Annotated in this window: 20 protein-coding genes; 5 read left to right on the top strand and 15 right to left on the bottom strand. The window is 72.0% G+C overall.

Going from position 1 to position 23323, the window contains the following annotated elements; all coding sequences use genetic code 11:
• Nucleotides 1-72: 72 nt before the first annotated feature.
• Both NFU81_RS26245 and NFU81_RS26240 read left to right on the top strand, forming a co-directional pair.
• Nucleotides 73-3060: a glycoside hydrolase family 2 TIM barrel-domain containing protein gene (locus NFU81_RS26245; RefSeq protein ID WP_251494435.1), complete on the top strand. Its 2988-nt coding sequence runs from the start codon at nt 73-75 to the stop codon at nt 3058-3060.
• Nucleotides 3057-3674: a GNAT family N-acetyltransferase gene (locus NFU81_RS26240; protein WP_251494432.1), complete on the top strand. Its 618-nt coding sequence runs from the start codon at nt 3057-3059 to the stop codon at nt 3672-3674. Before NFU81_RS26245 ends, NFU81_RS26240 begins: the two co-directional genes overlap by 4 nt.
• A 141-nt stretch (nt 3675-3815) precedes the next feature.
• On the opposite strand, the gene NFU81_RS26235 is transcribed toward NFU81_RS26240, so the two are convergent.
• From NFU81_RS26235 to NFU81_RS26220, 4 genes are all read right to left on the bottom strand, one after another.
• The gene (locus NFU81_RS26235) at nt 3816-5981 is read right to left on the bottom strand and encodes a phosphocholine-specific phospholipase C (protein WP_251494429.1); all 2166 of its coding nucleotides are present in this window, start codon (nt 5979-5981) and stop codon (nt 3816-3818) included.
• A gap of 186 nt (nt 5982-6167) precedes the next feature.
• Nucleotides 6168-7358, bottom strand: coding sequence for an MBL fold metallo-hydrolase (locus NFU81_RS26230; protein WP_251494425.1), 1191 nt, complete (start codon nt 7356-7358; stop codon nt 6168-6170).
• Between the two features lie 191 nt (nt 7359-7549).
• Nucleotides 7550-7726 (bottom strand): hypothetical protein, encoded by a 177-nt coding sequence (locus tag NFU81_RS26225; RefSeq protein ID WP_251494423.1) that lies wholly within the window; start codon nt 7724-7726, stop codon nt 7550-7552.
• A 234-nt stretch (nt 7727-7960) separates the two neighbouring features.
• Nucleotides 7961-8209 (bottom strand): DUF5302 domain-containing protein, encoded by a 249-nt coding sequence (locus NFU81_RS26220; RefSeq protein WP_251494421.1) that lies wholly within the window; start codon nt 8207-8209, stop codon nt 7961-7963.
• 102 nt (nt 8210-8311) lie between these two features.
• Here NFU81_RS26220 and NFU81_RS26215 point away from each other — a divergent pair, with 102 nt between their 5' ends.
• A complete protein-coding gene (locus NFU81_RS26215; RefSeq protein WP_251494418.1) occupies nt 8312-9340 on the top strand; it encodes a saccharopine dehydrogenase family protein in 1029 nt (342 codons plus the stop codon).
• A 112-nt stretch (nt 9341-9452) separates the two neighbouring features.
• On the opposite strand, the gene NFU81_RS26210 is transcribed toward NFU81_RS26215, so the two are convergent.
• The 5 genes from NFU81_RS26210 to NFU81_RS26190 all read right to left on the bottom strand — a co-directional run bounded on the left by NFU81_RS26210 (nt 9453) and on the right by NFU81_RS26190 (nt 13311).
• Complete coding sequence (locus NFU81_RS26210) at nt 9453-10259, bottom strand: SAM-dependent methyltransferase (RefSeq protein WP_274038071.1); 807 nt, start codon at nt 10257-10259, stop codon at nt 9453-9455.
• A gap of 46 nt (nt 10260-10305) precedes the next feature.
• Nucleotides 10306-11124: an SAM-dependent methyltransferase gene (locus NFU81_RS26205; protein ID WP_274038072.1), complete on the bottom strand. Its 819-nt coding sequence runs from the start codon at nt 11122-11124 to the stop codon at nt 10306-10308.
• Nucleotides 11125-11227: 103 nt separating this feature from the next.
• Nucleotides 11228-12046, bottom strand: a complete 819-nt coding sequence (locus tag NFU81_RS26200; protein ID WP_251494415.1) for an SAM-dependent methyltransferase — start codon at nt 12044-12046, stop codon at nt 11228-11230.
• A 155-nt stretch (nt 12047-12201) separates the two neighbouring features.
• Nucleotides 12202-12483, bottom strand: coding sequence for a DUF397 domain-containing protein (locus NFU81_RS26195; RefSeq protein WP_251494412.1), 282 nt, complete (start codon nt 12481-12483; stop codon nt 12202-12204).
• A gap of 3 nt (nt 12484-12486) precedes the next feature.
• Nucleotides 12487-13311: a helix-turn-helix domain-containing protein gene (locus tag NFU81_RS26190; RefSeq protein ID WP_251494609.1), complete on the bottom strand. Its 825-nt coding sequence runs from the start codon at nt 13309-13311 to the stop codon at nt 12487-12489.
• 177 nt (nt 13312-13488) lie between these two features.
• Here NFU81_RS26190 and NFU81_RS26185 point away from each other — a divergent pair, with 177 nt between their 5' ends.
• Nucleotides 13489-13947 (top strand): ATP-binding protein, encoded by a 459-nt coding sequence (locus tag NFU81_RS26185; protein ID WP_251494409.1) that lies wholly within the window; start codon nt 13489-13491, stop codon nt 13945-13947.
• Nucleotides 13948-14000: 53 nt separating this feature from the next.
• Here NFU81_RS26185 and NFU81_RS26180 read toward each other — a convergent pair whose 3' ends face one another.
• Together NFU81_RS26180 and NFU81_RS26175 are read right to left on the bottom strand one after the other, a co-directional pair.
• Nucleotides 14001-14822 carry an SGNH/GDSL hydrolase family protein gene (locus tag NFU81_RS26180; RefSeq protein ID WP_251494606.1) on the bottom strand — a complete coding sequence of 274 codons (822 nt, stop codon included), beginning with the start codon at nt 14820-14822 and terminating at the stop codon, nt 14001-14003.
• Nucleotides 14823-14900: 78 nt separating this feature from the next.
• Entirely contained in the window at nt 14901-17018 is a 2118-nt protein-coding gene (locus tag NFU81_RS26175; RefSeq protein WP_251494603.1) for an alpha-galactosidase, read from the bottom strand.
• A gap of 181 nt (nt 17019-17199) precedes the next feature.
• Between NFU81_RS26175 and NFU81_RS26170 the strand changes: the two genes are divergently transcribed.
• Nucleotides 17200-18036 (top strand): tyrosine-protein phosphatase, encoded by an 837-nt coding sequence (locus NFU81_RS26170; protein ID WP_251494406.1) that lies wholly within the window; start codon nt 17200-17202, stop codon nt 18034-18036.
• A 52-nt stretch (nt 18037-18088) separates the two neighbouring features.
• Here NFU81_RS26170 and NFU81_RS26165 read toward each other — a convergent pair whose 3' ends face one another.
• The 4 genes from NFU81_RS26165 to NFU81_RS26150 all read right to left on the bottom strand — a co-directional run bounded on the left by NFU81_RS26165 (nt 18089) and on the right by NFU81_RS26150 (nt 23322).
• Entirely contained in the window at nt 18089-19576 is a 1488-nt protein-coding gene (locus NFU81_RS26165) for an aspartate aminotransferase family protein (protein ID WP_251494404.1), read from the bottom strand.
• Nucleotides 19573-21558, bottom strand: coding sequence for a 1-deoxy-D-xylulose-5-phosphate synthase (dxs, locus tag NFU81_RS26160; protein ID WP_251494401.1), 1986 nt, complete (start codon nt 21556-21558; stop codon nt 19573-19575). Before dxs ends, NFU81_RS26165 begins: the two co-directional genes overlap by 4 nt.
• 124 nt (nt 21559-21682) lie before the next feature.
• The gene (gene hpnH, locus NFU81_RS26155; protein ID WP_251494398.1) at nt 21683-22711 is read right to left on the bottom strand and encodes an adenosyl-hopene transferase HpnH; all 1029 of its coding nucleotides are present in this window, start codon (nt 22709-22711) and stop codon (nt 21683-21685) included.
• Nucleotides 22712-22713: 2 nt separating this feature from the next.
• The gene (locus tag NFU81_RS26150; RefSeq protein ID WP_251494395.1) at nt 22714-23322 is read right to left on the bottom strand and encodes a phosphorylase family protein; all 609 of its coding nucleotides are present in this window, start codon (nt 23320-23322) and stop codon (nt 22714-22716) included.
• Between the last annotated feature and the right edge of the window lies 1 nt (nt 23323).

Here is a 23323-nt window from a genome sequence, read left to right as displayed (position 1 = left end):
TGTGGATCAACCGGGCCTCGGCAGGCCCGGCGCCCGCGACACCGCAGATCCGGGACTTGAGGAGCAGCGACAATGCACGAGGCGGAGCCGTCCGCGGCCGTTCCGTACTACGAGGACATGGCCCCCGGCACGGGAGCGCTCCCGCCGCGGGCGTGGTGGGCGGTGTCCGACGCGCGGCGGGTCGGGCTCGGCGGGGCGTGGCGGTTCCGGCTGTCGCCGACCGCGGAGGCCGAGGACGACTCGTTCGCGCGGCCGGGTTACGACGCCGCCCGCTGGGACGTCCTGCCGGTGCCGTCGCACTGGCCGCTGCAGGGGCACGGGCAGCCCGCGTACACCAACATCCGCTACCCCTTCCCCCTCGACCCGCCGTACGTGCCGACCGAGAATCCGACCGGGGACCACCTGCGGACCTTCGACCTGCCGGACGACTGGCCCGGCGGGGCGGCGGTGCTGCGCTTCGAGGGCGTGGACTCCTGTGCCCGGGTGTGGCTGAACGGGACGGAGCTGGGCACCTTCAAGGGCAGCAGGCTGCCGGTGGAGTTCGAGGTCGGCGAGCTGCTGCAGCCGCACGGGAACGTGCTGGCGGTGCGGGTGCACCAGTGGTCGTCCGGCAGCTACCTGGAGGACCAGGACATGTGGTGGCTGCCCGGGATCTTCCGGGAGGTCACGCTGATCGAGCGCCCGGAGGGCGCGGTCACCGACTTCTTCGTGCACTGCGGCTACGACCACACCACCGGCCTCGGCACGCTGCGGGTGGACTGCGAGCCCGGCGGCACCGTCACCGTGCCCGAGCTGGGCCTGGACATACCCACCGGCGAGCCGGTGATCGTGCCGGTCGAGCCGTGGTCGGCGGAGCTGCCGCGGCTGTACGACGCGGAGCTGGCGACCGAGGGGGAGCGCATTCCGCTGCGGATCGGCTTCCGCACCGTCGTGGTCGAGGACGGGGTGTTCAAGGTCAACGGGCGGCGGATCGCCTTCCGCGGGGTGAACCGGCACGAGTTCGACCCGGACCACGGGCGCGCGCTGGACCAGGAGACGATGCGCGAGGACCTGCTGCTGATGAAGCAGCACAACATCAACGCGGTGCGCACCAGCCACTATCCGCCGCACCCGGCCTTCCTCGACCTGTGCGACGAGCTGGGCATGTGGGTGGTCGACGAGTGCGACCTGGAGACGCACGGCTTCGAGGAGGTCGGCTGGCGCCGCAACCCGGTGGCGGACGAGCGCTGGACGCCGGCGCTGCTGGACCGGGCGGCCCGGATGGTGGAGCGCGACAAGAACCACCCGTCGGTGGTGATGTGGTCGCTGGGCAACGAGTGCGGCACCGGCGCGGGGCTCTCCGCGATGGCGTCCTGGATCCGCGACCGCGACCCGGCCAGGCCGATCCACTACGAGGGCGACCTGTCCTGCGCGGACGTGGACGTCTACTCGCGGATGTACGCCGACCACGCCGAGACCGAGCTGATCGGCCGGCGTGCCGAACCGCCGCTGGCCGACGCCGAGTTGGACAAGCGGCGGCGCAACATGCCCTTCCTGCTGTGCGAGTACGCGCACGCGATGGGCAACGGGCCTGGCGGGCTTGCCGACTACCAGCGGATCTTCGAGACCTACGAGCGCTGCCAGGGCGGTTTCGTCTGGGAGTGGATCGACCACGGGCTGCGCCGGCGGACCGCGGACGGGACGCCGTACTTCGCCTACGGCGGGGACTTCGGCGAGGAGCTGCACGACGGGAACTTCGTCTGCGACGGGCTGCTCTTCCCCGACCGCACGCCGTCGCCGGGCCTGGTCGAGTACAAGAAGGTGATCGAGCCGGTACGGATCGAGGGCGACCCGGAACGCGGGCAGGTGACGGTCACCAACCGGCAGGACTTCGCGGACCTCTCCGGGCTGGCGTTCCGCTGGACCTACGAGGTGGAGGGAGTCGTCGGCGGCACCGGGCGGTTCACGGTTCCGCCCACCGGACCGGGGGAGAGCGCTCTCCTCGATCTGCCGCTGATGCCTGGCTCCCCCGGCGACCGGGGTGAGCACGGCGAGGCCCACTGGACGGTGCGTGCGGTGCTGGCCGAGGACACCGCGTGGGCGCCGGCCGGGCACGAGGTGGCGTGGACCCAGTTCGAGGCGCCCGCCCGGGGCGTCGGCGGTCCCGGCACCGGCGGCCGGGTGCACCGCGGTACCCCGCACTCCCCCCGGTTCGCCGAGGGCGGCGTGGTCATCCTCGGCCCCGGCACCTTCGACGCCGCCAGCGGCGCCCTGAACTACCTCGGCGGCGCCCAGCTCCAGGCCCCGCGCCTGGACGTGTGGCGGGCGCCGACCGACAACGACCGCGGCATGCCCTGGTTCCCCGACAGCCAACTCGACCGCCAGTGGCGGGAGTCGGGCCTGCACCGGATGCAGCACCGGGTCGTCCGGGTCGACGTCGGCGGCGACGCGCTGACGGTCACCACCCGGGTCGCCCCGGCCGCCGCCGACATCGCCCTGCGGACCGTCTACACCTGGACCGCGACCGGCAACCGGCTGCAACTGGACGTCGCGGTGACCCCGGAGGGCGACTGGCGGCTGCCGCTCCCCCGGCTCGGGGTCCGGATGGGGGTGTGCACCGCGCTGGACTCCGTCGACTGGTACGGCGGCGGGCCGGGCGAGGCCTACCCCGACAGCCGGACGGCGGCCAGGATCGGGCGCTGGCACGCGTCGGTCGAGCAGCTGCAGACCCCGTACGTCCGCCCGCAGGAGAACGGCGCAAGGCCCGACGTGCGGTGGGCGGAACTGCGCAGGCCCGACGGCTCGGGCCTGCGGATCGAGGGGGCGCCGGCCTTCTGGATGACCGCGCGGCGCTGGAGCACCGAGGCACTGGACGCGGCGCAGCACACGTACGACCTGGTGCGCGGCGGCACGCTGTGGGTGCATCTGGACCACGCGCTGCACGGCCTGGGCAGCGCGTCCTGCGGCCCCGAGGTGCTGCCCGGCCAGCGGCTGGAGGCCGCGCCCGCCGCGTTCTCCTTCACCTTCGTCCCGCTGGAGGCCACCGAGTCCCTCCCGCAGACCGACCTGGAGCAACAGTGACGCCTGCGATCCGCCCGTACCGGCCGGCGGACCTGCCGGCGCTGTACGACATCTGCCTGCGGACCGCGGCCGCCGGCGGTGACGCGAGCGGGGACTACCCCGAGGAGGACCACGAGCTGCTCGGGACGCTCTTCGCGGCGCCCTACGCCGTCCTGGAGCCGGAATCGACCTTCGTGGTCGACGACGGGAGCGGGCAGGCGGTCGGCTACGTGCTGGGCACCGCCGACACGGCCGGCTTCGTCGAGCGCTTCCGCGACGAGTGGCTGCCGACCGTCGCGGACCGCTGGCCCGCGCCGGAGGGCGAACCTGCCACGCCGACCGAGGTGATGGCCTGGCTGCTGCACACGCCGGAGCGGATGGTGGTGCCGGCGCTGGCCGGCTACCCGGCGCACCTGCACATCGACGTGCTGCCCGACTACCAGGGAGCGGGCAACGGGCGGGCGCTGATGGACGCCCTCCTCGGTTCGCTGGCCGCGCGCGGGGTGCCGGCGGTGCACCTGGGGATGCTCACCGAGAACGTCGCGGCACGGGCCTTCTACGACCGGCTCGGCTTCCACGAGATCGCGGTGCCGGACGCGGGTGTGCTGACGTACCTGGGCCGGGCGACCTCGTAGGACCTGCCTGACCCGTCCCGGCCGGCGGGTGCAGCCTCCTGCGCCGTGGCCGGGACGGCCCGGTGCAGGAGGACGCGGGTCCTCGGTGCGCCGGGCCGGGGTGGACGCGGGCGGCGGGCCTGGCTGCCGCCCGCTGCCGGGTCAGCCGCTGATGCTGGGCCTGCCCGTCTCCAGGTGGCCGGTGAACCGCTGGGACCACGAGGAGTCGCTGTCGGCGGTCACCGTCACGTCGTACCAGCCGTCGCTGAGCTTGACCGCGTCGACCACCCACGTCTCCTTTGCGTGCGGGGCGAGCTGCGCGCGGTAGGGGGCGCCGGTGACGTAGTGGTTGTGGCGGACGGTGAACGTCACCGGCTTCGTGCCGTTGTTGCGCAGGGTGAGGCGCAGCTTCGGGTGGCCGGCCGCCTTGCCCTCGTAGTAGGCCGCCTCGACGACGAGGTCCTTGCCCGCGGCGGCGGTGTCGCCGGCGAAGCGGCGCAGGAAGCGGTTCGGGCCGGTGACCGTCAGGTCGTAGGCGGTGTCGCTCGGGCCGGAGCCGACGGGGCCGGTACCGGTGACCGTGCTCTTCGCGCCCACGGTGTACTGGCCGGGGAAGGCGCCCGGGTACTGGGCCAGCGTCGGGACGGCGGCCACCGTGTTGTCGTAGACGGCGAAGTGGGCGGCCCTGGTGGCGAACGGCGCTTGGTTGCCGAACTCCAGCTCCGCCGTTCCGGCGCCGAAGCCGGTCAGGTTGGCGTTGGGCTGGTAGGGCAGCGGGCGGGCAGGCTTGGTGCCCTTCTCCTGGACGGGCATCGTGTTGTCGCCCGGCAGCGGGGTGTAGCGGGTCTCCGGGACCAGGTCCCCGGTCCCGGGCAGCCGCGGCAGCCCGTAGACCGGCGAGGCGAAGTCGAAGGCGCTGGTGAGGTCGCCGCACACCTTGCGGCGCCACGCGCTGATGTTCGGCGAGACGGCGGGCTTGCCGAGCGCGGTGGTCCACTTCTCCACGAACTGGATGACCGACGTGTGGTCGGAGACCTCCGAGGTCACCCAGCCGCCGCGGGTCCAGGGCGAGACGAGGATCAGCGGCACGCGGAAGCCGAGGCCGACCGGGAGCGGCTCGGTGACGCCGTAGGCGGCCATGGTGCCCGCCACGAACTCGTCGCCCTCGCCCGGGGCCGGGACCGGCGGGGCGACGTGGTCGAACTGGCCGTCGTTCTCGTCGTAGTTGATGATCACCAGCGTCGAGTTGAAGACCTCGGGGTCGGCGTTGAGCGCCTCCAGGACGCCGCGCAGGAAGTATGCGCCGTTGCTCGGAGCGGTGACCGGGTGCTCGGAGAAGAACTGGTTGTTGACGACCCAACTGACCTGCGGCAGCGTGCCGTTCAGCACGTCGGCGCGGATCGCGGCGTTGATGTTGTCCGCGTTGCCGGCGAGTCCGGTGGCCGGCTCGGGGACGTTCTTGACGCCGTTGTCGTAGTAGGCGTTGCCGGGGGCGGCCGTGCCGCCCTGCTCCGGGTCGAGCCTGGCGAAGGTGTCGAAGTACTCCACGCCGTTGTCGCCGTAGTCGTCCGCGCACTGGTAGACGCGCCAGCTGACGCCCGCCTTCTGCAGCGTCTCGGCGTAGGACTCCCACGGCAGGAACTTGCCGAGCTCGTCACCGCCGTCGTTGGCCGTGAACGTGCCGTGCTTCTTGTCGGCGTTGATCGTGCCGCCCCACAGGTACGTGCGGTTCGGGCCGGTCGCACTGAGCACGGAGCAGTGGTAGGCGTCGCCGACCGTGTAGGCGTCGGCGAGGGCGTAGTGGAACGGCAGGTCCTTGCGGTCCAGGTAGCCCAGGGTCGTCGGACCGCCCTTGGCGTAGTACCAGCCGTTCATCAGGCCGCCGTACCAGGCACCGTGCTGGTCGGTCCAACCGTGGCTGGTGCCACCGTAGTTGGCGGCGCCCAGCTCCGCGCTCGGCGGTGTGGCGCCGCTCCAGGTCTTCGCGCCGCTCAGCCGCCACGGGAACTGCGTCTCCGCACCGACCGCCGGCGTCTTCGGCTGCTCCCAGACGGACTTGCCGCCGGGCAGCTGGATCGTGGCGCGGTCACCGAAGCCGCGCACACCCTTCATGGACCCGAAGTAGTGGTCGAAGCTGCGGTTCTCCTGCATGATCACGACGACGTGCTTGATGTCGCGGATGTCGCCGTGCTTGTGGCCGTCGTGGCCGTGCTCGGGGCCGGCCTCGGACGTCGCGGCGGCGACACCGGGTGTGGCGGCACCCACGGCGGCCGCGCCGGTGACGGTGGCGGCGGCGCCCAGGAATTTTCTGCGGGAGAAAGCGGACATTTTCTGTTCCTTCGTGTCGGGAGCATCCCGACACTGCTGCCGCGTTCCGGCGGGACGGTGTCCGCAGGGCGGCCCGCACATAGCCGGAAACCCAAGATCCGGTTCATGGCCGAGGCCGCCGGCTCGGGGGACGGCCGTACGCGTACGGGTACGGCCGTCCGCTGCCCGTACGCGTACGGCCTGCGGTTACTCCGGGCGGGCGGCCTCGAAGTCGCCAGCCGGGTGGGCGGTGGCGGCCGGGGGCGCGGGGTGGACCGGCCAGCCGCCCGCCGGGACGACGGCGACCTCGCGCCACCACCAGTCGTCGGGCTGCGGGTCGGCGGGCTCGAAGGGTGCGCCGACCCGGGGGGTGGCGATCGCGGCGCCGGTCGCGCGGGCCGCGGCCACGGTGCCCTCCGCCGGCTCGGACCAGGCGTGCTGGGCGAGGTTGAAGGTGCCCCAGTGGATGGGCAGCAGCACGCCCTGCGCGGCGCCGCCCGACAGGTCGAGGTGCGCCTGCATGCCCTCGGCGGGGGTCATGTGGATGTCGGGCCAGAACTCGCTGTAGGCACCGATCTGGATCATCGTGGCGTCGAAGGGGCCGTGCTCGGCGCCGATGCCGGCGAAGCCGGGGAAGTAGCCGGTGTCGCCGCTGTGGAAGATCCGGTGGGTGCCGTCGGTGACCGCCCAGGACGCCCACAGGGTCTGCTGGCGGCCGCGCAGGCCGCGCCCGCAGAAGTGCCGGGCGGGGGTGGCGGTCAGGCGCAGGCCGGCGATCTCGGTCGACTCGTTCCAGTCCAGCTCGTGCAGCCGGGCCGGGGAGACGCCCCAGTGCTCCAGGTGCGCGCCGACGCCGAGGGGCACCGCGAAGACGACGTCGCTGCGGACGAGTTCGAGGATGCTCGGCATGTCGAGGTGGTCGTAGTGGTCGTGCGAGATCACCACCACGTCGAGGTCGGTCAGCGAGCCGAGCGGGACGGGGGTGGGGTGCACGCGCCGCGGGCCGACGAAGGCGAAGGGCGAGCAGCGCTCGCCCCACACCGGGTCGAACAGCACCCGGCGCCCGCCGATCTCGGCCAGCACCGTGGAGTGGCCCATCCAGGTCAGCCGCAGCCCGGACGCGGGCGGCACCGCGATGTCGGCCAGCGTGGTGGGGTGCACGGGGACCGGCCTGGCCGGCTTCCTGGGGACCCGGACCTCCTTGCGGAGGTTGGCGGGCAGTGACTTGAGGAAGTCGCTGCCGGGTCCCGGGCCGACACCCACCGGGTTCACGAACGCGCCGTCCGCGTAGTTCGGGGACCGCAGGATGCGGTCGAGGCGCGCGCCCGTGGGGTCGGCCCCGAAGGGCGCGGGGCGCGCTTTCACGAGGCGGGACGGCCGTCGGCCTGCGCCGGTCACGTTTCCTCCAGGCAGGGAATCGTTCGATCGGCGGAACATCCGCCTGTCCCATTATGCGGTCGGCTGCCGATCTCCACGGGAGTGTCGATCTTCACGGCTGTGGCCGCGGTCCCGCGTGTCCCCACCGCGCCGCCCGGACGCGGAACGGCCTGCGGACCGGGGGCGCTCCCCCGGTCCGCAGGCCGTCGGCCTCACCGGTCCGGTGTGACGAGGAACTCCAGGTCCGCGAGGTGGGAGACCCCGTACCCGAAGCGCTTGCCCAGGGCGCACCACTGGTCGTACTTCTCCCGGCTGATGGGGACCGTGTACTCGTACATGATCCTCAGGAAGAGCCGGAACCCGAGGTCGGGACCGGCCTGTTCGACCACCGATCGCAGCGCGGTGACGGCCGAGTCGAGAACGGAGCGGCAAGCCGCGGCGGCGGGTCAGGCGGGCGCGCAGCGCGTGGGGCACCTACCCAGGGCTCGGGGAACCGCGAGCCCAGCCCGGGCGGCAGGGAGGAAAGCAACGCCACAGCACGTGGCACCCACCCCGCGGCGCGGGCGGGGAAAGGGGACGGCCCCGCCCGGGAGCGGGCGGGGCGAGGGGGGAAAGGTACGGCGTCAGCCGCTTTTGCGGCGGAATTCGCGCGGCCCGCCGGCGCGGCCGTGAGCGCCGTGGATCTTGGACTGGTCGGGGCCGCCACCGGCGCCACCGGCCCCGCGCCGAGCGCCTTGCTTGCGCTCGAGCGCTTCGCGGAACTTCCGCTTCACGTCGTCCTCGTCCGCGGCGGGCGCCGCGACCTCGGGCTCGTCGGTGGAAGGTTCGGCGGCCGCGGGGGCCGCAGCGGCCTGCTGCTGTTGGTCGGTCATGCCTCCAGAGTCGCATGCCGCAGGCCCGACGCCCACCCGATATCGCCGACGCGGGCCGCGCGTGTACGGTTCCGGTCAGGCCCTCGGAGGAGGATCACACCCATGACCTGGCTGTTGTACGGCGCTACCGGCTACACCGGCCGGCTGATCGCCCGCCGCGCCGTCGCCCTTGGTATGCGCCCTGTCCTTGCGGGCCGCAGCGCCGCGAAGGTGGTGCCGCTGGCAGCCGAACTCGGCCTGGAGCACCGGGTGTTCGGCCTGCAGGAGCCGGACGCGATACGCCGCGGCCTGGACGGTGTGGACAGCGTGGCGCACTGCGCGGGTCCCTTCGTGCGGACCGCGCTGCCGATGGCGGCGGCCTGCATGGAGACCGGCACCGACTATCTGGACATCACCGGTGAGATCGAGGTGTTCGAGTCGCTGCACGCGCTGGGCGGCCGGGCGGCGTCGGCGGGAGTGACGCTGCTGCCGGGCGCGGGCTTCGACGTGGTGCCCACGGACTGCGTGGCCGCGCTGCTGGCGGCCCGGCTGCCGGACGCCACCCAGTTGGACCTGGCCTTCGTCACCCGTAGCGGGGCGAGCCCCGGCACGGTGCGTACCGCGGTGGAGAGCGCGGCGGAGGGCGGGCGGATCCGTTCCGGCGGCGAGATCCGTACCGTGCCGTTCGGGTCGCGGCAGGTGCGGGCCGCCTTCCCCTCGGGGGCGCGGACGGTGGTGTCGGTGCCGTGGGGGGACGTCAGTACCGCCTACCACTCGACGGGTATCCCGGACATCACGACGTACACCGCGGTGCCGGCGCCCGCGCTGGCGATGACGCGCGTGATGCGCCTCGGGCCGCTGCGCGGCGCGGTCGGCGGTGCGCTGGGGCGGCTGGTGCGCGGCCCCGGGGAGCGGGCGCTGAACGGCGCGGGCTGCGAGGTGTGGGGGCGGGCCAGGGACGCGGCCGGCAACTCGGTGTCGGCGACGCTCACCGGGCCGAACCCGTACCGGATGACGGTGGACTCGGTGCTGCGGATCGTCGGGCGGCTGCCGGAGCTGCCGGCCGGTTTCCAGACGCCTTCGCGTGCGCTGGGCGCGGACTTCGCTGGCAGCCTGGACGGGGTGACGGTCACGATGGCCGCGCTGCGCTGAGGTGCGCGGTGCGGACCGGTCGGACGACGGCCGAGCGGTCCGAGATGACCGCTGCGGCCGCCGTCCTTCCCTTCCCCGGTGTTAGTTGGTCGGTGAGGGCGGGCCGGCCGGCTCAGGGTTTGCGGCCGACACCGCCGTAGATGCCGATGTTGCGCAGGTCGTCGGCATCGGGTTCGGGGCCTTCCGGGTGCCACAGCGGCACCCTGACGAGTCCGGGGTCGAGCAGGTCGAAGCCGTCGAAGAAGGCCAGGACCTCGGCGCGGGACCGCAGGCTGAGGTGCGCGGTGGCCTTGCGGTAGACCGAGACGGCCTCGCTCACGTTGCCGGGGTGGAAGTCGGCCGTGCCGTGCGAGAGCACCAGGTAGCTGCCCGCCGGGAGGGCGTCCCGCAGCAGCGCGAGGGTGCCGGCCGGGTCCTCGTCGTCGCCGACGAAGTGCAGTACGGAGACGAGCATGACGGCGACCGGCCGGGTGAAGTCGATCAGCCCGGTGAGGGTGGGGTGTTCCAGGATGCTCCGCGGGTCGCGCATGTCGGCGAGGCCGAAGGCGGTGTTGGGCGAGTTGAGCAGCCTGGCCCCGGCGTGCGCCGCCACGATCGGGTCGTTGTCGATGTAGGCGACGCGGGCGTCGGGGGCCACCGACTGGGCGATCTCGTGGGTGTTGGGCGAGGTGGGGATTCCGGTGCCGATGTCGACGAACTGCCGGACACCGGCCCTGGCCAGGTGCCCGACCGTGCGCCGCAGGAACTCGCGGTTGGCCAGTGCGCTGTCCACGACCTCGGGCGAGGCGTCGATGATCTGCTGGGCGGCCTCGCGGTCGACCAGGTAGTTGTCCCGGCCGCCGAGGTAGTAGTCGTACATACGCGCCGGGTGCGGCCTGCTGGTGTCTATGCCCCCGGCGGGGAATCCCTGGTCGGTCAACGCGGTCCTCCGGCTCCTTCGGTACGGGTCGGGTGTGGTGCCGGGTTCAGAGCTTCACGCCGATGCCCCCGTAGGTCCCGACGTGGCTCAGTTCCTCGGCCGTCGGGAGCGGCCGGCCGGGGCGCCACAGCGGGATCTGGACCAGGCCGGGGTCGACCAGGTCGAAGCCGTCGAAGAACGGCAGCACCTGCTCGTAGGACCTGGTGGTGACCGTCGCGGTCGCCCCGCGGTCCTTGTAGACGTCCTTGGCCTCCTCCATGCCCATCTCCGGGGAGTGGAAGTCGGTGGTGGCGTGGGACAGCACGAGCCGGCTGCCGGCGGGCAGCGCGTCGCGGTAGGCGGCGACGAGCCCCGCGGGGTCCTCGTCGTCCCTGATGAAGTGCAGGACGGCCACCATCAGCACGCCGATCGGCTGGTCGAAGTCGATGAGCTTGCCGATGGTGGGGTGGCCGAGCACCGCCGCGGGGTCGCGCAGGTCGGCCAGGAAGAAGCCGGTGTTGCCCGCGCCGAGCAGGTGCGCGCCGGCGTGGGTGCCCACGATCGGGTCGTTGTCGACGTACGCGACCCGGACGTCGGGCGACACCTCGTGGGCGACCTGGTGGGTGTTGGGCGCGGTCGGGATGCCGGTGCCGATGTCGATGATCTGCCGGATACCGCTCTCCGCCAGGTGGCGCACGGCCCGGTGCATGAAGCGGCGGTTGGCCCGGGTGGTCGGCACGATGTCCGGGAAGACGTCGACGACTCGCTGGGCGGCTTCCCTGTCGACCTCGTAGTTGTCCCGGCCACCGAGGTAGTAGTCGTACATCCGGGCAGGGTGCGGCCTGCTGGTGTCGATCTCCCCGATGGGGAATCCCTGCTCGGTCAACACCGTCCTCCGGTCTCTTCTCGCCGCCGCGGCGTGTGGTGCGCGGCTGTGGTGCGGGTGGGTCCGTCTGTCAGCTGGTGCGGGGTGGTTCGGGGTCGAGCGGTCAGTTCTTGATGCCGACGCCGGCGTAGAAGCCGGTGCGGGCAAGCTCCTGCTCGCCCGGCACCGGTCCGTCGGGGCGCCACAGCGGCGGCTGGACGAGGCCGGGTTGGACCAGGTCGAAGCCGTCGAAGAAGCCCAGCACCTGCTCCCGGGACCGCAGGGTGAGGGTCGCGGTGGCCCCCTTGTCCCGGTAGACGTCGCGGGCCTCCCCCGCGTCGCCTTCGAGCTCGTGGAAGTCGCCGGTCGTGTGGCTGAGGACCAGGCGGCTGCCGGCGGGCAGCGCGTCGCGGTAGGCGGCGACCAGGCCTGCGGGGTCCTCGTCGTCCCTGATGAAGTGCAGGATGGCCACCAGCATCAGCCCGACGGGCTGGTCGAAGTCGATCAGCTTGCTGATGGTCGGGTGCCGCAGGATGCTCTCCGGCTCCCGCACATCACCGAGGAAGAACCCGGTGTTCCCCGCGCCCAGCAGGTGCGCTCCCGCGTACGTCGCCACGATCGGGTCGTTGTCCACGTACGCGACCCGGACGTCGGGCGACACCTCCTGGGCGACCTGGTGGGTGTTGGGCGCGGTCGGGATGCCGGTGCCGATGTCGACGATCTGCCGGATACCGCTCTCCGCCAGGTGGCGCACGGCCCGGTGCATGAAGCGGCGGTTGCCCTGCGCCATGTGCACGATGTCCGGGAAGAGGTCGATCACCCGCTGGGCGGCCTCCCGGTCGACCTCGTAGTTGTCCCGGCCACCGAGGTAGTAGTCGTACATCCGGGCAGGGTGCGGCCTGCTGGTGTCGATCTCCTCAGGGGAGAATCCCTCGTCGGTCAAGGCCGTCCCTCCGGTCCCTCGGCTCGTGCGTGTGCGTGTGCGTGGTGGTGCGTGGTGCAAGGCGGTGCCAGTGGTGCGAGGCGGTGCGTGGTGCAAGGCGGTGCGTGGTGCAAGGCGGTGCCAGTGGTGCGAGGCGGTGCGTGGTCACGTGCTGGTCAGCCGAGCAGGAAGTCCGCTTCGCCGGCTTTGGCGCCCAGGATGAAGGTGGTGATCTCGTGGTTGCTGTAGATCAGCGCGGGGCCGTCGGGGTCCGTCGACTGGCGCAGCGCCACCCTGCCGTCGTTCAGCTTCTTGGCCTCGACGCAGGAGCCGCCGTTGCCGCCGCTCCACGGCTTCCGCCATCCCTCGACGCCGAGTTCGTTGGCGGGCATTCCGTTGTAGATTCCGTCGAATACGTCCTCGTACCCACATATGCTGTCATTGCCGACGCGATCCATCGTTCAGATCTCCTTGCGCATGCCATCGAGGATGGCTTTGGTGCTCTGTGCTGGCGCGGCCTGCGCGCACATCCGGTCGAGCGCTTCCAGGAACGCGGACACGTCGTCGCGTTCGTCGAAGTAGACGCCGCCCACCAGGCTTTCGGCATAGGCGATGTCCGGGATCTCCTGGAGCTGGAACCGGAAGATGTGGAACGGCCCGTACATGGCCGGGTGCGGCCCGGCCGCGAACGGCATGATCTGCAGCCTGACGTTGGGCAGTTCGGTGGCCTCCATCAGCCGCTCCATCTGCTCGCGCATCACCCGCCGGCCGCCGATCGGACGCCGCAGTACCGTCTCGTCCAGCACGACCCACAGCAGCGGGGCGTCGGCCCGGGTGACCAGGGCCTGGCGCTCGGTGCGCAGCGTGAGCAGCCGGTCGATCTCCTCGGGTGCGGCGTGCGGCAGCCCGGCGCGCAGCGTGGCGCGGGCGTAGTTGGCGGTCTGCAGCAGGCCGGGGACGTAGGCGGGTTCGTAGGCGCGGATGACCGCGGCCTCGCCCTCCAGGCTGACGAACGCACTGAACCAGTCGGGCAGGACGTCGCGGAAGCTGTGCCACCACCCGGGCCTGTTGGCCTCGCGGGCGAGGGCGAGGAAGCCGCTGATCTCCTCGGGTGAGGTGATTCCGTAGGTGACGAGGAGTTTCTCGACATACGGGATCTTCAGCCCGACCTCCGCCTTTTCCATCCTGCGGATGGTGGCATGGGTGACGTCCAGCGCGCGGCCGGCCGCCTCCAGGCTGATTCCGGCCTGCTCCCGCAGATCCTGAAGGCGCTTGCCGAGCACCATGCGCAGGACGGTCGGGGCTCCTCCCGGCCGGGGGTCCATCACGTGGCTCTCCTCCAACTTCCTTGGCTGAGAAGCAGTCTGTCATGTTGTCAGCGCACGGAACAGCATGTAGCGCCAATTCTGTAAATTACAGATCGGACCTTGCCATGTGTCCCGCGCGAGCCTCATAGTTACGGAGTGGTTCCTTCACCTGACGCCCTCCGGCGCGAGCGCCGCGACGGTGTCGGCGACCTCGGCCGCCGTGACGTGTTCAGGCTGCCCGCGCTCAGCGCGTCCGTTGCGGACGCCCGCGGGCGGATACGAGCGCGTTTGCGGGAATGGGGCGCCGGCGCGGAACTGCGCGATGACGCAAGCCTGGTGGTGACCGAACTGTTCACCAACGCCGTACGGCACACGGACAGCGAGAAGATCACCTGTGTGCTGCACGACTGCGGCAGCGTCGTACGGGTCGAAGTGACCGATCAGGGCCGGGGAACGGGCGTGCCGGCGCCCGGGGTAGCCGGTGCTGATGAGGAGGGCGGGCGGGGGCTGCTGCTTGTCAGCGTGCTCTCGCTGGCATGGGGGTCGGACCCGGCGGAGGATGGTGCGGGTCGGGTGGTGTGGGCGGAATTGGCCGCCCACCGCGCTCCCCACTGACGACACACACCGCCTCCGCCGGGCCCGATGTCACACACCGCTGCGTACCCGCCCTAACGCAGCGGCAGCAGGTCGGGGCGCTTGGGCTCGACGTGGTCGCCCGAGGACTCGCCGCGCAGCCGGCGCCCGATCCACGGCACCAGATACTCGCGCGCCCAGTGGATGTTGTCCCTGCGCACCTCCGACGGCAGCCGCGGGTCCTGCGGCGGCCACAACTGGTCGGGGTCGGCGGGCACGTCGAGGCCGAGCACCTGCGCGGCGCGCAGCGCGACCCGGGTGTGGCCCTCGGCCGACAGGTGCAGCCGGTCGTCGCTCCAGGCCCTGCGGTCCTGGACAGAACGCAGCGACCACAGGTCGAGAACCGGACATCCGTGGCGGTCGGCGATGGCCCGCACATGAGCGGTGTACGTGGCGATCTTCCCGCGCAGATGGCGCAGTACGGGCACCCCGCGGGTGTCGAAGCCGGTGCAGACCAGGACCGTGCCGACCGCGCCGGTCAGCTCGGCGACCGCCGCCTCGAAGCGCTCCGCGATCGCGTCGGGGTCGCCGCCGGGGCGCAGGATGTCGTTGCCGCCGGCGCAGAAGGTGACCAGGTCGGGGGCCAGTTCGATGGCCCGGGGCACCTGCTCGGCGACGATCTGGTCGAGCAGCCTGCCGCGTACCGCGAGGTTGGCGTAACCGAAACTGCTCTCCTCGCGCCGGTCGGCGAGCAGGACGGCCAGCCGGTCGGCCCAGCCGACGAAGGCGCCGTCCGGGCCGGGGTCGCCGACGCCTTCGGTGAAGCTGTCCCCCACCGCGGTGTACGACCCGATCGCGCCAATGTCGATTCCCCGGTGTCCGGGGTGTCCCTGGAGTCCTTGCGAATCGTCAGCCACGTCGGTCATTTTTCTCCCCTATGTGTGGCCTACGCGACCGTAAGGAGGGGTTGACGCGACGTGATTCATCCCACCAGGTCAAAGTCGGCGCAGATGGAATACCGCGGCGTCCAGGTCGCCGGCCAGCGTGGTGCGCAGCCCGCGCTCGGCCAGGACCGCGCCGCGCTGGACGACTCCGGTGGTCACGTCGCGGTAGGAGGCGTCGCGGTCCAGGCCGCGCAGCCGCAGCGGCGGCACCGGGGCGCCGAAGGCCTGCGCGGGCAGCCAGGCCAGGACGACGGTGTCGGCGCCGAGCACGTACTGGACGGCGCTCAGGTCGCCGCCCTCGCCCGGCGGGCGGAGCCGGTACAGGTCGCCGTGCTGGACGACGGGGCGCACCGTCTTGTACAGCGCCACCCAACTGGCGGCCTCGGCGCGCTCCTCGGCGCTCCAGTCGAGCAGGTCGACGCCGATGCCCAGCACGCCGGCCATGGCGCTGACGAAGCGGAAGCGCAGCGAGCTGCGGCGGTGGTTGAGCATCGGGCTGGGGCTGTCGGTCACCCAGGCGGCCATCACCCGGGCGGGGTGCAGCTGGCTGAAACCGTGCTGGATTCGCAGCCGGTCGAGCGGGTCGGTGTTGTCGGAGGTCCACACCTGGTCGGTGCGGGCCAGGATGCCCAGGTCGACCCGGCCGCCGCCGCCCGAGCAGGACTCGACGGCCACCCCGGGGTGCGCGGCCCGCAGCCGGTCGATCAGCTCGTAGAGCCCCTCGACGTGGGCGGTCCACAGCCGTTCCGGATAGCGCTCTCCCGGCCAGCCGGGGTCGGTGAAGCAGCGGTTGAAGTCCCATTTGAGGTAGTCCACCGGGGCGCTGTGCAGCAGCGCGTCGAGGCGTTCGGCGAGGTGCTCGCGCACGTCGGTGCGGGCCAGGTTGAGCACCAGCTGGTGGCGGTACTCGGTGCTGCGGCGGCCCGGGTGGTGCTGGACCCAGTCCGGGTGGGCGCGGTAGAGGTCGCTGTCGGGGTTGACCATCTCCGGCTCGACCCAGATGCCGAACTGCATGCCGAGCGCGTGCACCTCGTCGGCGAGCGGCTTGAGCCCGCCGGGGAAGCGGTCCTGGTTGGGCGTCCAGTCGCCCAGGCCCGACCGTTCGCCGGCCCGGTCGCCGAACCAGCCGTCGTCCACCACGAACAGCTCCACGCCCATCGCGGCGGCCCGGCGGGCCAGTTCGCGCTGCTGCCGCTCGCCGACGTCGAAGCCGGTGGCCTCCCTGGAGTTGTAGAGCACCGGGCGCAGTCGCTGCCCGCCGGGCACCACGTGGGCCAGCTGGTAGGCGTGCCAGGCGCGGCTTGCGGCGCCGAAGCCGCCGCCGGTCCACAGGGCGGCGAAGACCGGGCTGGTGTAGGAGTCGCCGGGGTCGAGCCGTACCAGCCCGGCGTCGTCGTGGCCGGCGCCGCCGGTGGCCTGGACCCGGCCGTCGGGCAGCGCGGCGACCGCGATCCGCCAGGAGCCCGACCATGCGAGCGCCCCGGTCCACACCTCGCCGTGCTCCTCCCCCGCGTCGCCCGCGTCCAGCGCGAACCACGGCAGGTGCTGGTGCCCGGTGTGGCCGCGGCGGCTGCCGATCAGCCGTTCACCGGGGGTCAGCGGGCCGTGGACGAGGCGGCTCTCCGCGCCCCAGCGGCCGTGCAGCTGGGACATCCGCCAGCCGTCGCGGTGCGGCAGCGTCCAGGTGGCCGCGTCGGCCCGCAGCAGCTCCAGCGGGTCGCGGTGGCCGTTGGGTACGTGGGTGGCGGTCGTCCAGCGCTCGACGACGTCGCAGCCGGGGCGCATCCGGTAGTGCAGGGTGAGGTCGAGGTGGTGCAGCGAGTCGTGGAAGTGCAGCCGCAGCTCGTGGCCGGCGGCCGGGTCGGCGGCGGTCTCGTACTCCTCGAAGCACCACTCGGTGCCGCGCACCTGGCGGGAGCGCACCGACAGGGCGGGGCGGACGAAGCGCGGGCCGCCCTCGACCGGGTACTCCTCATGGCCGTCCAGGACGGACTCGAAGGGCCGCTCCGCGGGCAGCGGGTCGGCGGCCAGCGCCTCGGCGTCGCGGAGCGCTATCCGGCGCCCCCAGTGCAGATGCAGCAGCTCATCGCGTTCCGTGAGGTGCAGGGCGTAGCTGCTGCCCGGCCCGGAGAGCAGCCAGAGCCGGCCGGACCCGCCGGTTTCGATCATCACGACGCCCCCCTGTCCCGATCAGGTCCGGACATCATCGGCCCCGCCCCGCCAGGGGGGCAATGGTTGCACCTCCGGCAGTGGTCCAACGAACACATACCGGTCGGTACGCCGTGACCCCGGCTGCCGTATGGTCGGGTGTGCCCCAGCATGAGCGTGAGCGAGCATTGGAGGAGCGCCGGTGACGCAGGAAGTGCGGCAGTCGACCCCGACCGGTCCAGAGGCAGAGCCCGAGCTGACCGGCGTACGCAATTTCCGTGACGTCGGGGGCCTGCCCACCACCGACGGCCGCCGGGTCAGGCACGGCGTGCTGTTCCGCAGCGGCCACCTCGCACACGCCACCGAGAAGGACGCCGCGTTCCTCGAAGGGCTCGGCCTGAACACCGTCTTCGACTTCCGCAACCCCGACGACATCGCCCTGGAAGGCCCGGACACCGCTCTCCCGGGCACCCGCAACCTGAACATGCCGCTCAACGACCCGGCCGACAGCGCCGACTTCTGGGACACGGTACGGGACGGCGACGTGCCGTCGCTGCAGGCGGTGCTGGGCGAGGGCCGCGGAGCGGAGCGGATGATCGCCGCGTACCGCAAGCTCATCCTGGAGCGCACGAAGGAGCACGCCAGGATGCTGGACCTGCTCACCGAGCCCGGTGGACCGGCCGTCCCCGCGCTGCTGCACTGCGCGGCCGGCAAGGACCGGGCGGGGACGTCGATCGCGATCATCCTGCTGGCGCTGGGCGTGGAGCGGTCCGCGATCGAGGCGGACTACCTGGAGAGCAACGCCAAGCACCGCCGCTACAAGGTGGTGCGCGGCGACGGCAGTACGGGCACCGCGATCGACCCGCAGGTGCGGGAGCTGCTCAACCCGCTGTTCGAGGCCCGGGTGGAGTACCTGCGGGCGGCCTTCGACACCATCGAGGAGCACTGGGGCTCGGTCGACCGGTATCTCGCCGAGGGCCTGGGCCTGACCCCCGAGCGCCGGGCCGGGCTGCGCGAGCACCTGCTGACGCCCGGCTGACCGGCCCCGCCGGCCGGCGCGGCCCCGCTACGGGGGGCCGCGCCCGCGCAGGTCAGCGGTTGGCGACCGCCTGCTTGACCAGGGTCTTGCCGAAGTCCCACATCAGACCGCCGCCGCCGTGCGCGTCGTCCATCACCTCGGTGAAGGAGGTCACGAAGCGGTCGACGTCGGCCTCGTCGACGACCAGCGGCGGGATCAGCTTGATGATCTCCACGTGGTCGCCGGAGACCTGGGTGAGGATGTGGTGCCGCTGGAGCAGCGGCACCACGACCATCTGGGCGAACAGGCCCTTGCGTGCGGCCTGCAGCATCGTCCAGCGGCTGCGCAGGCCGAGCGACTTGGGGCGGCCGAACTCGATGCCGATCATCAGGCCGCGGCCGCGTACGTCCTTGAGCAGTTCGTAGCGGTCGGTGAGCGCGGCCAGCCGGGTGCGCAGCAGGTCGCCCATCACCCGGGAGTTCTCCACCAGTTGCTCGTCCTCGACGACGGCGAGGGTGGCCAGGCCCGCGGCCATCGCCTGGGCGTTGGAGCCGAAGCTCGCCGAGTGCACCAGCACCCGGTCCATGGAGGAGTAGACCTTCTTGAAGATCCAGTCCCGGCCGAGGGTGGCGCCCACCGGGACGTAGCCGCCCGAAAGCGTCTTGGCGACCGTCACCAGGTCGGGTTCGACGCCTTCCTCGTGCTGGTAGGCCCAGAAGGCGCCGGTGCGGCCGATGCCGGTCTGCACCTCGTCGCAGATCAGCAGCGCCTTGTGCTTGTGCAACAGCTCCTGTGCGGCCCGCAGGTAGCCGGGCGGCGGGATGTAGACGCCGTGGCCCTGGATCGGCTCGATGATCATCGCGGCGACGTCGCCGCGCTTCAACTCCCTGGCGAGCGCGTCCAGGTCGCCGATCTCGATCGCGGTGTCCGGCAGCAGCGGGGCGAAGCCCTCCTGGAAGCCGGCCTCGCCGTTGACCGAGAGCGAGCCGGTGGTCAGGCCGTGGAAGGAGTGCTTGCAGTACAGGACGCGCGGCCGGCCGGTGGCGTAGCGGGCGAACTTCAGCGCCGTCTCGACGGCCTCGGTGCCGCTGTTGCCGAAGAACACCCGGTCCAGGTGCGGGGCGTGGCCGAGCAGCTTCTCGGCGAGCAGGCCGGGCAGCGGCTGGCAGTCGAAGCGGGTGAGGTCGGGCAGGCCCGCGTCCAGGACGTCGTGCAGCGCCTTGCGGACCACCGGGTGGTGCCGGCCAAGGCCCATCACGCCGAAGCCGGCCAGCATGTCGAGGTAGTCGTTGCCCTCGGCATCCCAGAAATGGGCGCCCTCGGCCCGCTCGTAGACCTTGTCGAAGCCGATGGTGTGCAGCATGCGCGGCAGTTGGTGGTTGAGGTACCTGCTGTGCAGGTCGTAGCGTTCGCCGCCGCGCTCGGCGAGCAGCGTCGCCAGGTCGAAGCCCTTGGGCTGCCCGTCGGGCCGGCCCTGGGCCACGGGTGCGTCCGCCGCCGGCTCCGCGGCGGCGGACTCCGTACCGATCGGCTGCTGACCGGTCGGTTCTGACGATGTCATCGCTCAGCTGCTCCTTGCGTCCGTGTGGTGCCGCTCTCGGCAGTATGCGGCGCCGGGATCAACGGGGTGTCCGCGGGGTCGGCGGCCGGTCCTGCGGTACGGGCGTTGACGCGCAGCAGGGCCGCGCCGATGCCGCCGGCGATCTCGGCGGGTGTCAGCCCGAGGTCGGCGAGCAGTTCGCCGCGCTTGGCGTGGGCGAGGAACTGCTGCGGGATGCCGAAGTCCCGTACGGGGACGTCCACGCCGGCGTCGCGCAGTGCCTGGGCGACGGCGGAACCGACGCCGCCGGCCCGGCCGTTGTCCTCGACCACAGCCACCATGCGGTGCCTGGCGGCGAGTTCGGGCAGCGCGGGGTCGACCGGCTTGACCCAGCGCGGGTCGACGACGGTCACGCCGATCCTGCGCCCTGCGAGCAGCTCGGCCGCCTGGCGGCCGCAGCCGCCGAGCGCGCCGACGGCGACCAGCAGGACGTCGTCGCCGTGGCCGGCGTCCGGGCGGTGCAGGACGTCCATGCCGCCGGCCCGGCCGATCGCGGGCAGCGGTTCGCCCGCGGTCTCCTTGGGGAAGCGGATCACGGTGGGGGCGTCCTCGACGGCGACGGCCTCGCGCAGCTGGGCGCGCAGCTGGTCGGCGTCGCGCGGGGCCGCGATCCGCAGCCCGGGGACGACCTGGAGGATCGACATGTCCCACATGCCGTTGTGCGAGGCGCCGTCGACGCCGGTGACCCCGGCCCGGTCCAGCACGAAGGTGACACCGCACCTGTGCAGGGCCACGTCCATCAGCACCTGGTCGAAGGCCCGGTTGAGGAAGGTCGCGTAGACCGCGACGACCGGGTGGAGGCCGCCGGTGGCCAGGCCCGCGGCGGAGGTGGCGGCGTGCTGCTCGGCGATGCCGACGTCGAAGACCCGCTGCGGGTACGCGCGGGCGAAGGCTTCGAGCCCGACGGGCTGGAGCATGGCGGCGGTGATGGCGACCACGTCGGGCCGCTCGGCGCCGATCGCGACCATCTCCTCGCCGAAGACCGAGGTCCAGGACGGGCCGCCGGCGGGGGCGAGCGGGAGGCAGGTGGCCGGGTCCATCGCTCCGACGGTGTGGAAGCGGTCGGCCTCGTCCTGCTCGGCGGCCGGGTAGCCGCGGCCCTTCTCGGTCAGGCAGTGCACCAGCACGGGGCCGTGGAAGCGGCGGGCGCGGCGCAGCGCGGACTCCACGGCGGCGATGTCGTGGCCGTCGATCGGGCCGAGGTACTTCAGGCCCAGGTCCTCGAACATGCCCTGCGGCGCGAAGGCGTCCTTGAAGCCCTTCTTGGCGCCGTGCAGCGACTCGTAGAGCGGCTGGCCGATCACCGGGGTCTGCTGCAGCCTCTGCTTGCCCCAGGACAGGAAGCGCTCGTAGCCGTCGGTGGTGCGCAGGGTCGCCAGGTGGTTGGCGAGGCCGCCGATGGTGGGCGCGTAGGAGCGCTCGTTGTCGTTGACGACGATGATCAGCGGCCGGTCGCGGGCGGCGGCGATGTTGTTCAGCGCCTCCCAGGCCATGCCGCCGGTAAGTGCCCCGTCGCCGATGACGGCGACGACGTGGTCGTCGCGGCCCTGGATCTCGTTGGCCTTGGCCAGGCCGTCGGCCCAGCCGAGCACGGTCGAGGCGTGGCTGTTCTCGATGACGTCGTGCTCGGACTCGGCGCGCGAGGGGTAGCCGGACAGGCCGCCCTTGCTGCGGAGCTTGGAGAAGTCCTGGCGTCCGGTGAGGAGCTTGTGCACGTAGCTCTGGTGGCCGGTGTCCCACAGGATGCGGTCGGCGGGCGAGTCGAAGACCCGGTGCAGGGCGATGGTCAGCTCGACCACGCCCAGGTTGGGTCCCAGATGACCGCCGGTTCTGGCCACCGCCTGGACGAGGAAGTGGCGGATGTCGGCGGCCAGTTCGTCCAGCCGGCCGTCGGGCAGCGCCTTCAGGTCGCGCGGTCCCTTGATGTTCTCCAGCATCGACATGTACAGACCTCGTTCCTGCCGGTTTCTGTCGGAGCCGCCGGCGGCTCACCGGCCGGCGGCAGTGCGGATACGAGCCACCGGCCGTTGCTCCGGCCGGCGGCTCGTATCCGGTGTCACCGGGAGGTCACTTCGCGCGGTTGGACGCGACGGTCTCCCGGGCGGCGCGGATGGTCTCCTTGAGCGAGCCCATGGTCGCCAGGACGGCGGTGGGCTCGTAGCCGCAGTGGGCCATGCAGTTGTCGCAGCGCTCGTCCTTGCCGCGGCCGTACTTGTCCCAGTCGGTCTTCTCGATCAGCTCCTTGTACGTCGGCACGTAGCCGTCCGCCATCAGGTAGCAGGGCCGCTGCCAGCCGAAGAGGGAGTAGTTGGGGATCGCCCAGGCGGTGCAGGGGAAGTCGGCCTTGCCTTCGAGGAAGTCCAGGAAGAGCGGGGTGTGGTTGAGCCGCCACCTGCGCCGGTTGCCGCCGTCGAAGGCCTTCTTGAACAGCTCCCTGGTCTGCGTGACGCCCAGGAAGTGGTCCTGGTCGGGGGCCTTCTCGTAGGCGTACGCGGGCGACAGCATCATCTCCTCGACCTTGAGGTCGTCGTTGAGGTAGTTCATGACCTCGATGATGGTCTGCGGCGTGTCGGTGTTGAAGAAGGTCGAGTTGGTGGTCACCCGGAATCCGCGGCGCTGCGCCTCCTTGATCGCCTCGACGGCCTCGTCGAAGGTGCCTTCCTTGGCCACCGATTCGTCGTGCCGCTCCCGCATGCCGTCAATATGCACGGTGAACGCGAAGTAGGGCGACGGAGTGAATTTTTCGATCTTCTTCCGCAGCAGCAGCGCATTGGTGCAGAGGAAGACGAACTTCTTCTTCGCCACCAACTGGCGGACGATCTCGTCGATCTGCGGGTGCATGAGCGGCTCGCCGCCGGCGATGGAGACCATGGGCGCACCGGACTCCAGCACCGCCCCGACCGCCTGCGCCACCGGCATGCGCTGCTTGAGCACTCCTGCCGGGTGCTGGATCTTGCCGCAGCCCTCACATTTGAGGTTGCACGCGAAGAGAGGTTCCAGCTCGACGATGAGCGGGAACTTTTCGCGCCGCCGGACCATTTTCTGTTCGAAGAGGTACGACGCGACACGGACGGTCTGACGAAGCGGCATAGCCATCTCTAGCTCACCTCCGGGGGAGCAGCGGTAGTGCGGTGCCAATCGAGAAAGGCAGGTACAAGATCTCTGAGCACCCGGAATGCGATGATCCCGGTGCGAAGCGTTCCGACACGCACGAGTTCGTATTCGGGCGTGTCGACGACGACGCGGGCCGCGGCGACGTGCTGCGCTCCTTCGGCGAGCGCGGCACGCCGCATGGCGGCCGATTCCATGTCGACGGCGATGGCACCGGTCGCCGCCAGTGCGGTGCGTTCGGCACCGCGTACGACATGGTCGGACTCGGCGAGGGGGCCGGTGTGCACGGTGTGTCCCGCGGCCTTGAGCGCGGCAGCGAGCCCCGCGCTGTCGTCCCCCTCGTCGGAGACCACGATGTCACCGGGGCGCATGCCGGTGGCGAGCCCCGCGCAGAAGCCGGTGGTGACGACGGCCGCGCCGCGCAGCGCCGGGTCGTGCAGCGCCGTGCGTACGGCCCCTTCCGCGGCCGTGGGTCCCATGCCGGTACGGAGCACGGTGACCGGGTGTGCGGCGCCCTTGGCCGCTCCCCTGCGCAGCGCGAAGCGCTCGATGCGCAGCGCGCACACCACCAGCAGCGGTGGTCGGGTATGACCCACG

The organism is Actinacidiphila cocklensis (assembly GCF_907177275.1).
Lineage (GTDB): Bacteria > Actinomycetota > Actinomycetes > Streptomycetales > Streptomycetaceae > Actinacidiphila > Actinacidiphila cocklensis.
Note: the sequence above shows the minus strand (reverse complement) of the source record. Positions and strands in the feature narration are given on the sequence as shown.

Bases quoted from the DNA above. Each gene is read 5' to 3' on its own strand.
- NFU81_RS26245 (WP_251494435.1), top strand. From the start codon at position 73: ATGCACGAGGCGGAGCCGTCCGCGGCCGTTCCGTACTACGAGGACATG.
- NFU81_RS26235 (WP_251494429.1), bottom strand. From the start codon at position 5,981: ATGTCCGCTTTCTCCCGCAGAAAATTCCTGGGCGCCGCCGCCACCGTC.
- NFU81_RS26220 (WP_251494421.1), bottom strand. From the start codon at position 8,209: ATGACCGACCAACAGCAGCAGGCCGCTGCGGCCCCCGCGGCCGCCGAA.
- NFU81_RS26215 (WP_251494418.1), top strand. From the start codon at position 8,312: ATGACCTGGCTGTTGTACGGCGCTACCGGCTACACCGGCCGGCTGATC.
- NFU81_RS26195 (WP_251494412.1), bottom strand. From the start codon at position 12,483: ATGGATCGCGTCGGCAATGACAGCATATGTGGGTACGAGGACGTATTC.
- NFU81_RS26190 (WP_251494609.1), bottom strand. From the start codon at position 13,311: ATGGTGCTCGGCAAGCGCCTTCAGGATCTGCGGGAGCAGGCCGGAATC.
- NFU81_RS26175 (WP_251494603.1), bottom strand. From the start codon at position 17,018: ATGATCGAAACCGGCGGGTCCGGCCGGCTCTGGCTGCTCTCCGGGCCG.
- NFU81_RS26165 (WP_251494404.1), bottom strand. From the start codon at position 19,576: ATGACATCGTCAGAACCGACCGGTCAGCAGCCGATCGGTACGGAGTCC.
- dxs (WP_251494401.1), bottom strand. From the start codon at position 21,558: ATGTCGATGCTGGAGAACATCAAGGGACCGCGCGACCTGAAGGCGCTG.
- hpnH (WP_251494398.1), bottom strand. From the start codon at position 22,711: ATGGCTATGCCGCTTCGTCAGACCGTCCGTGTCGCGTCGTACCTCTTC.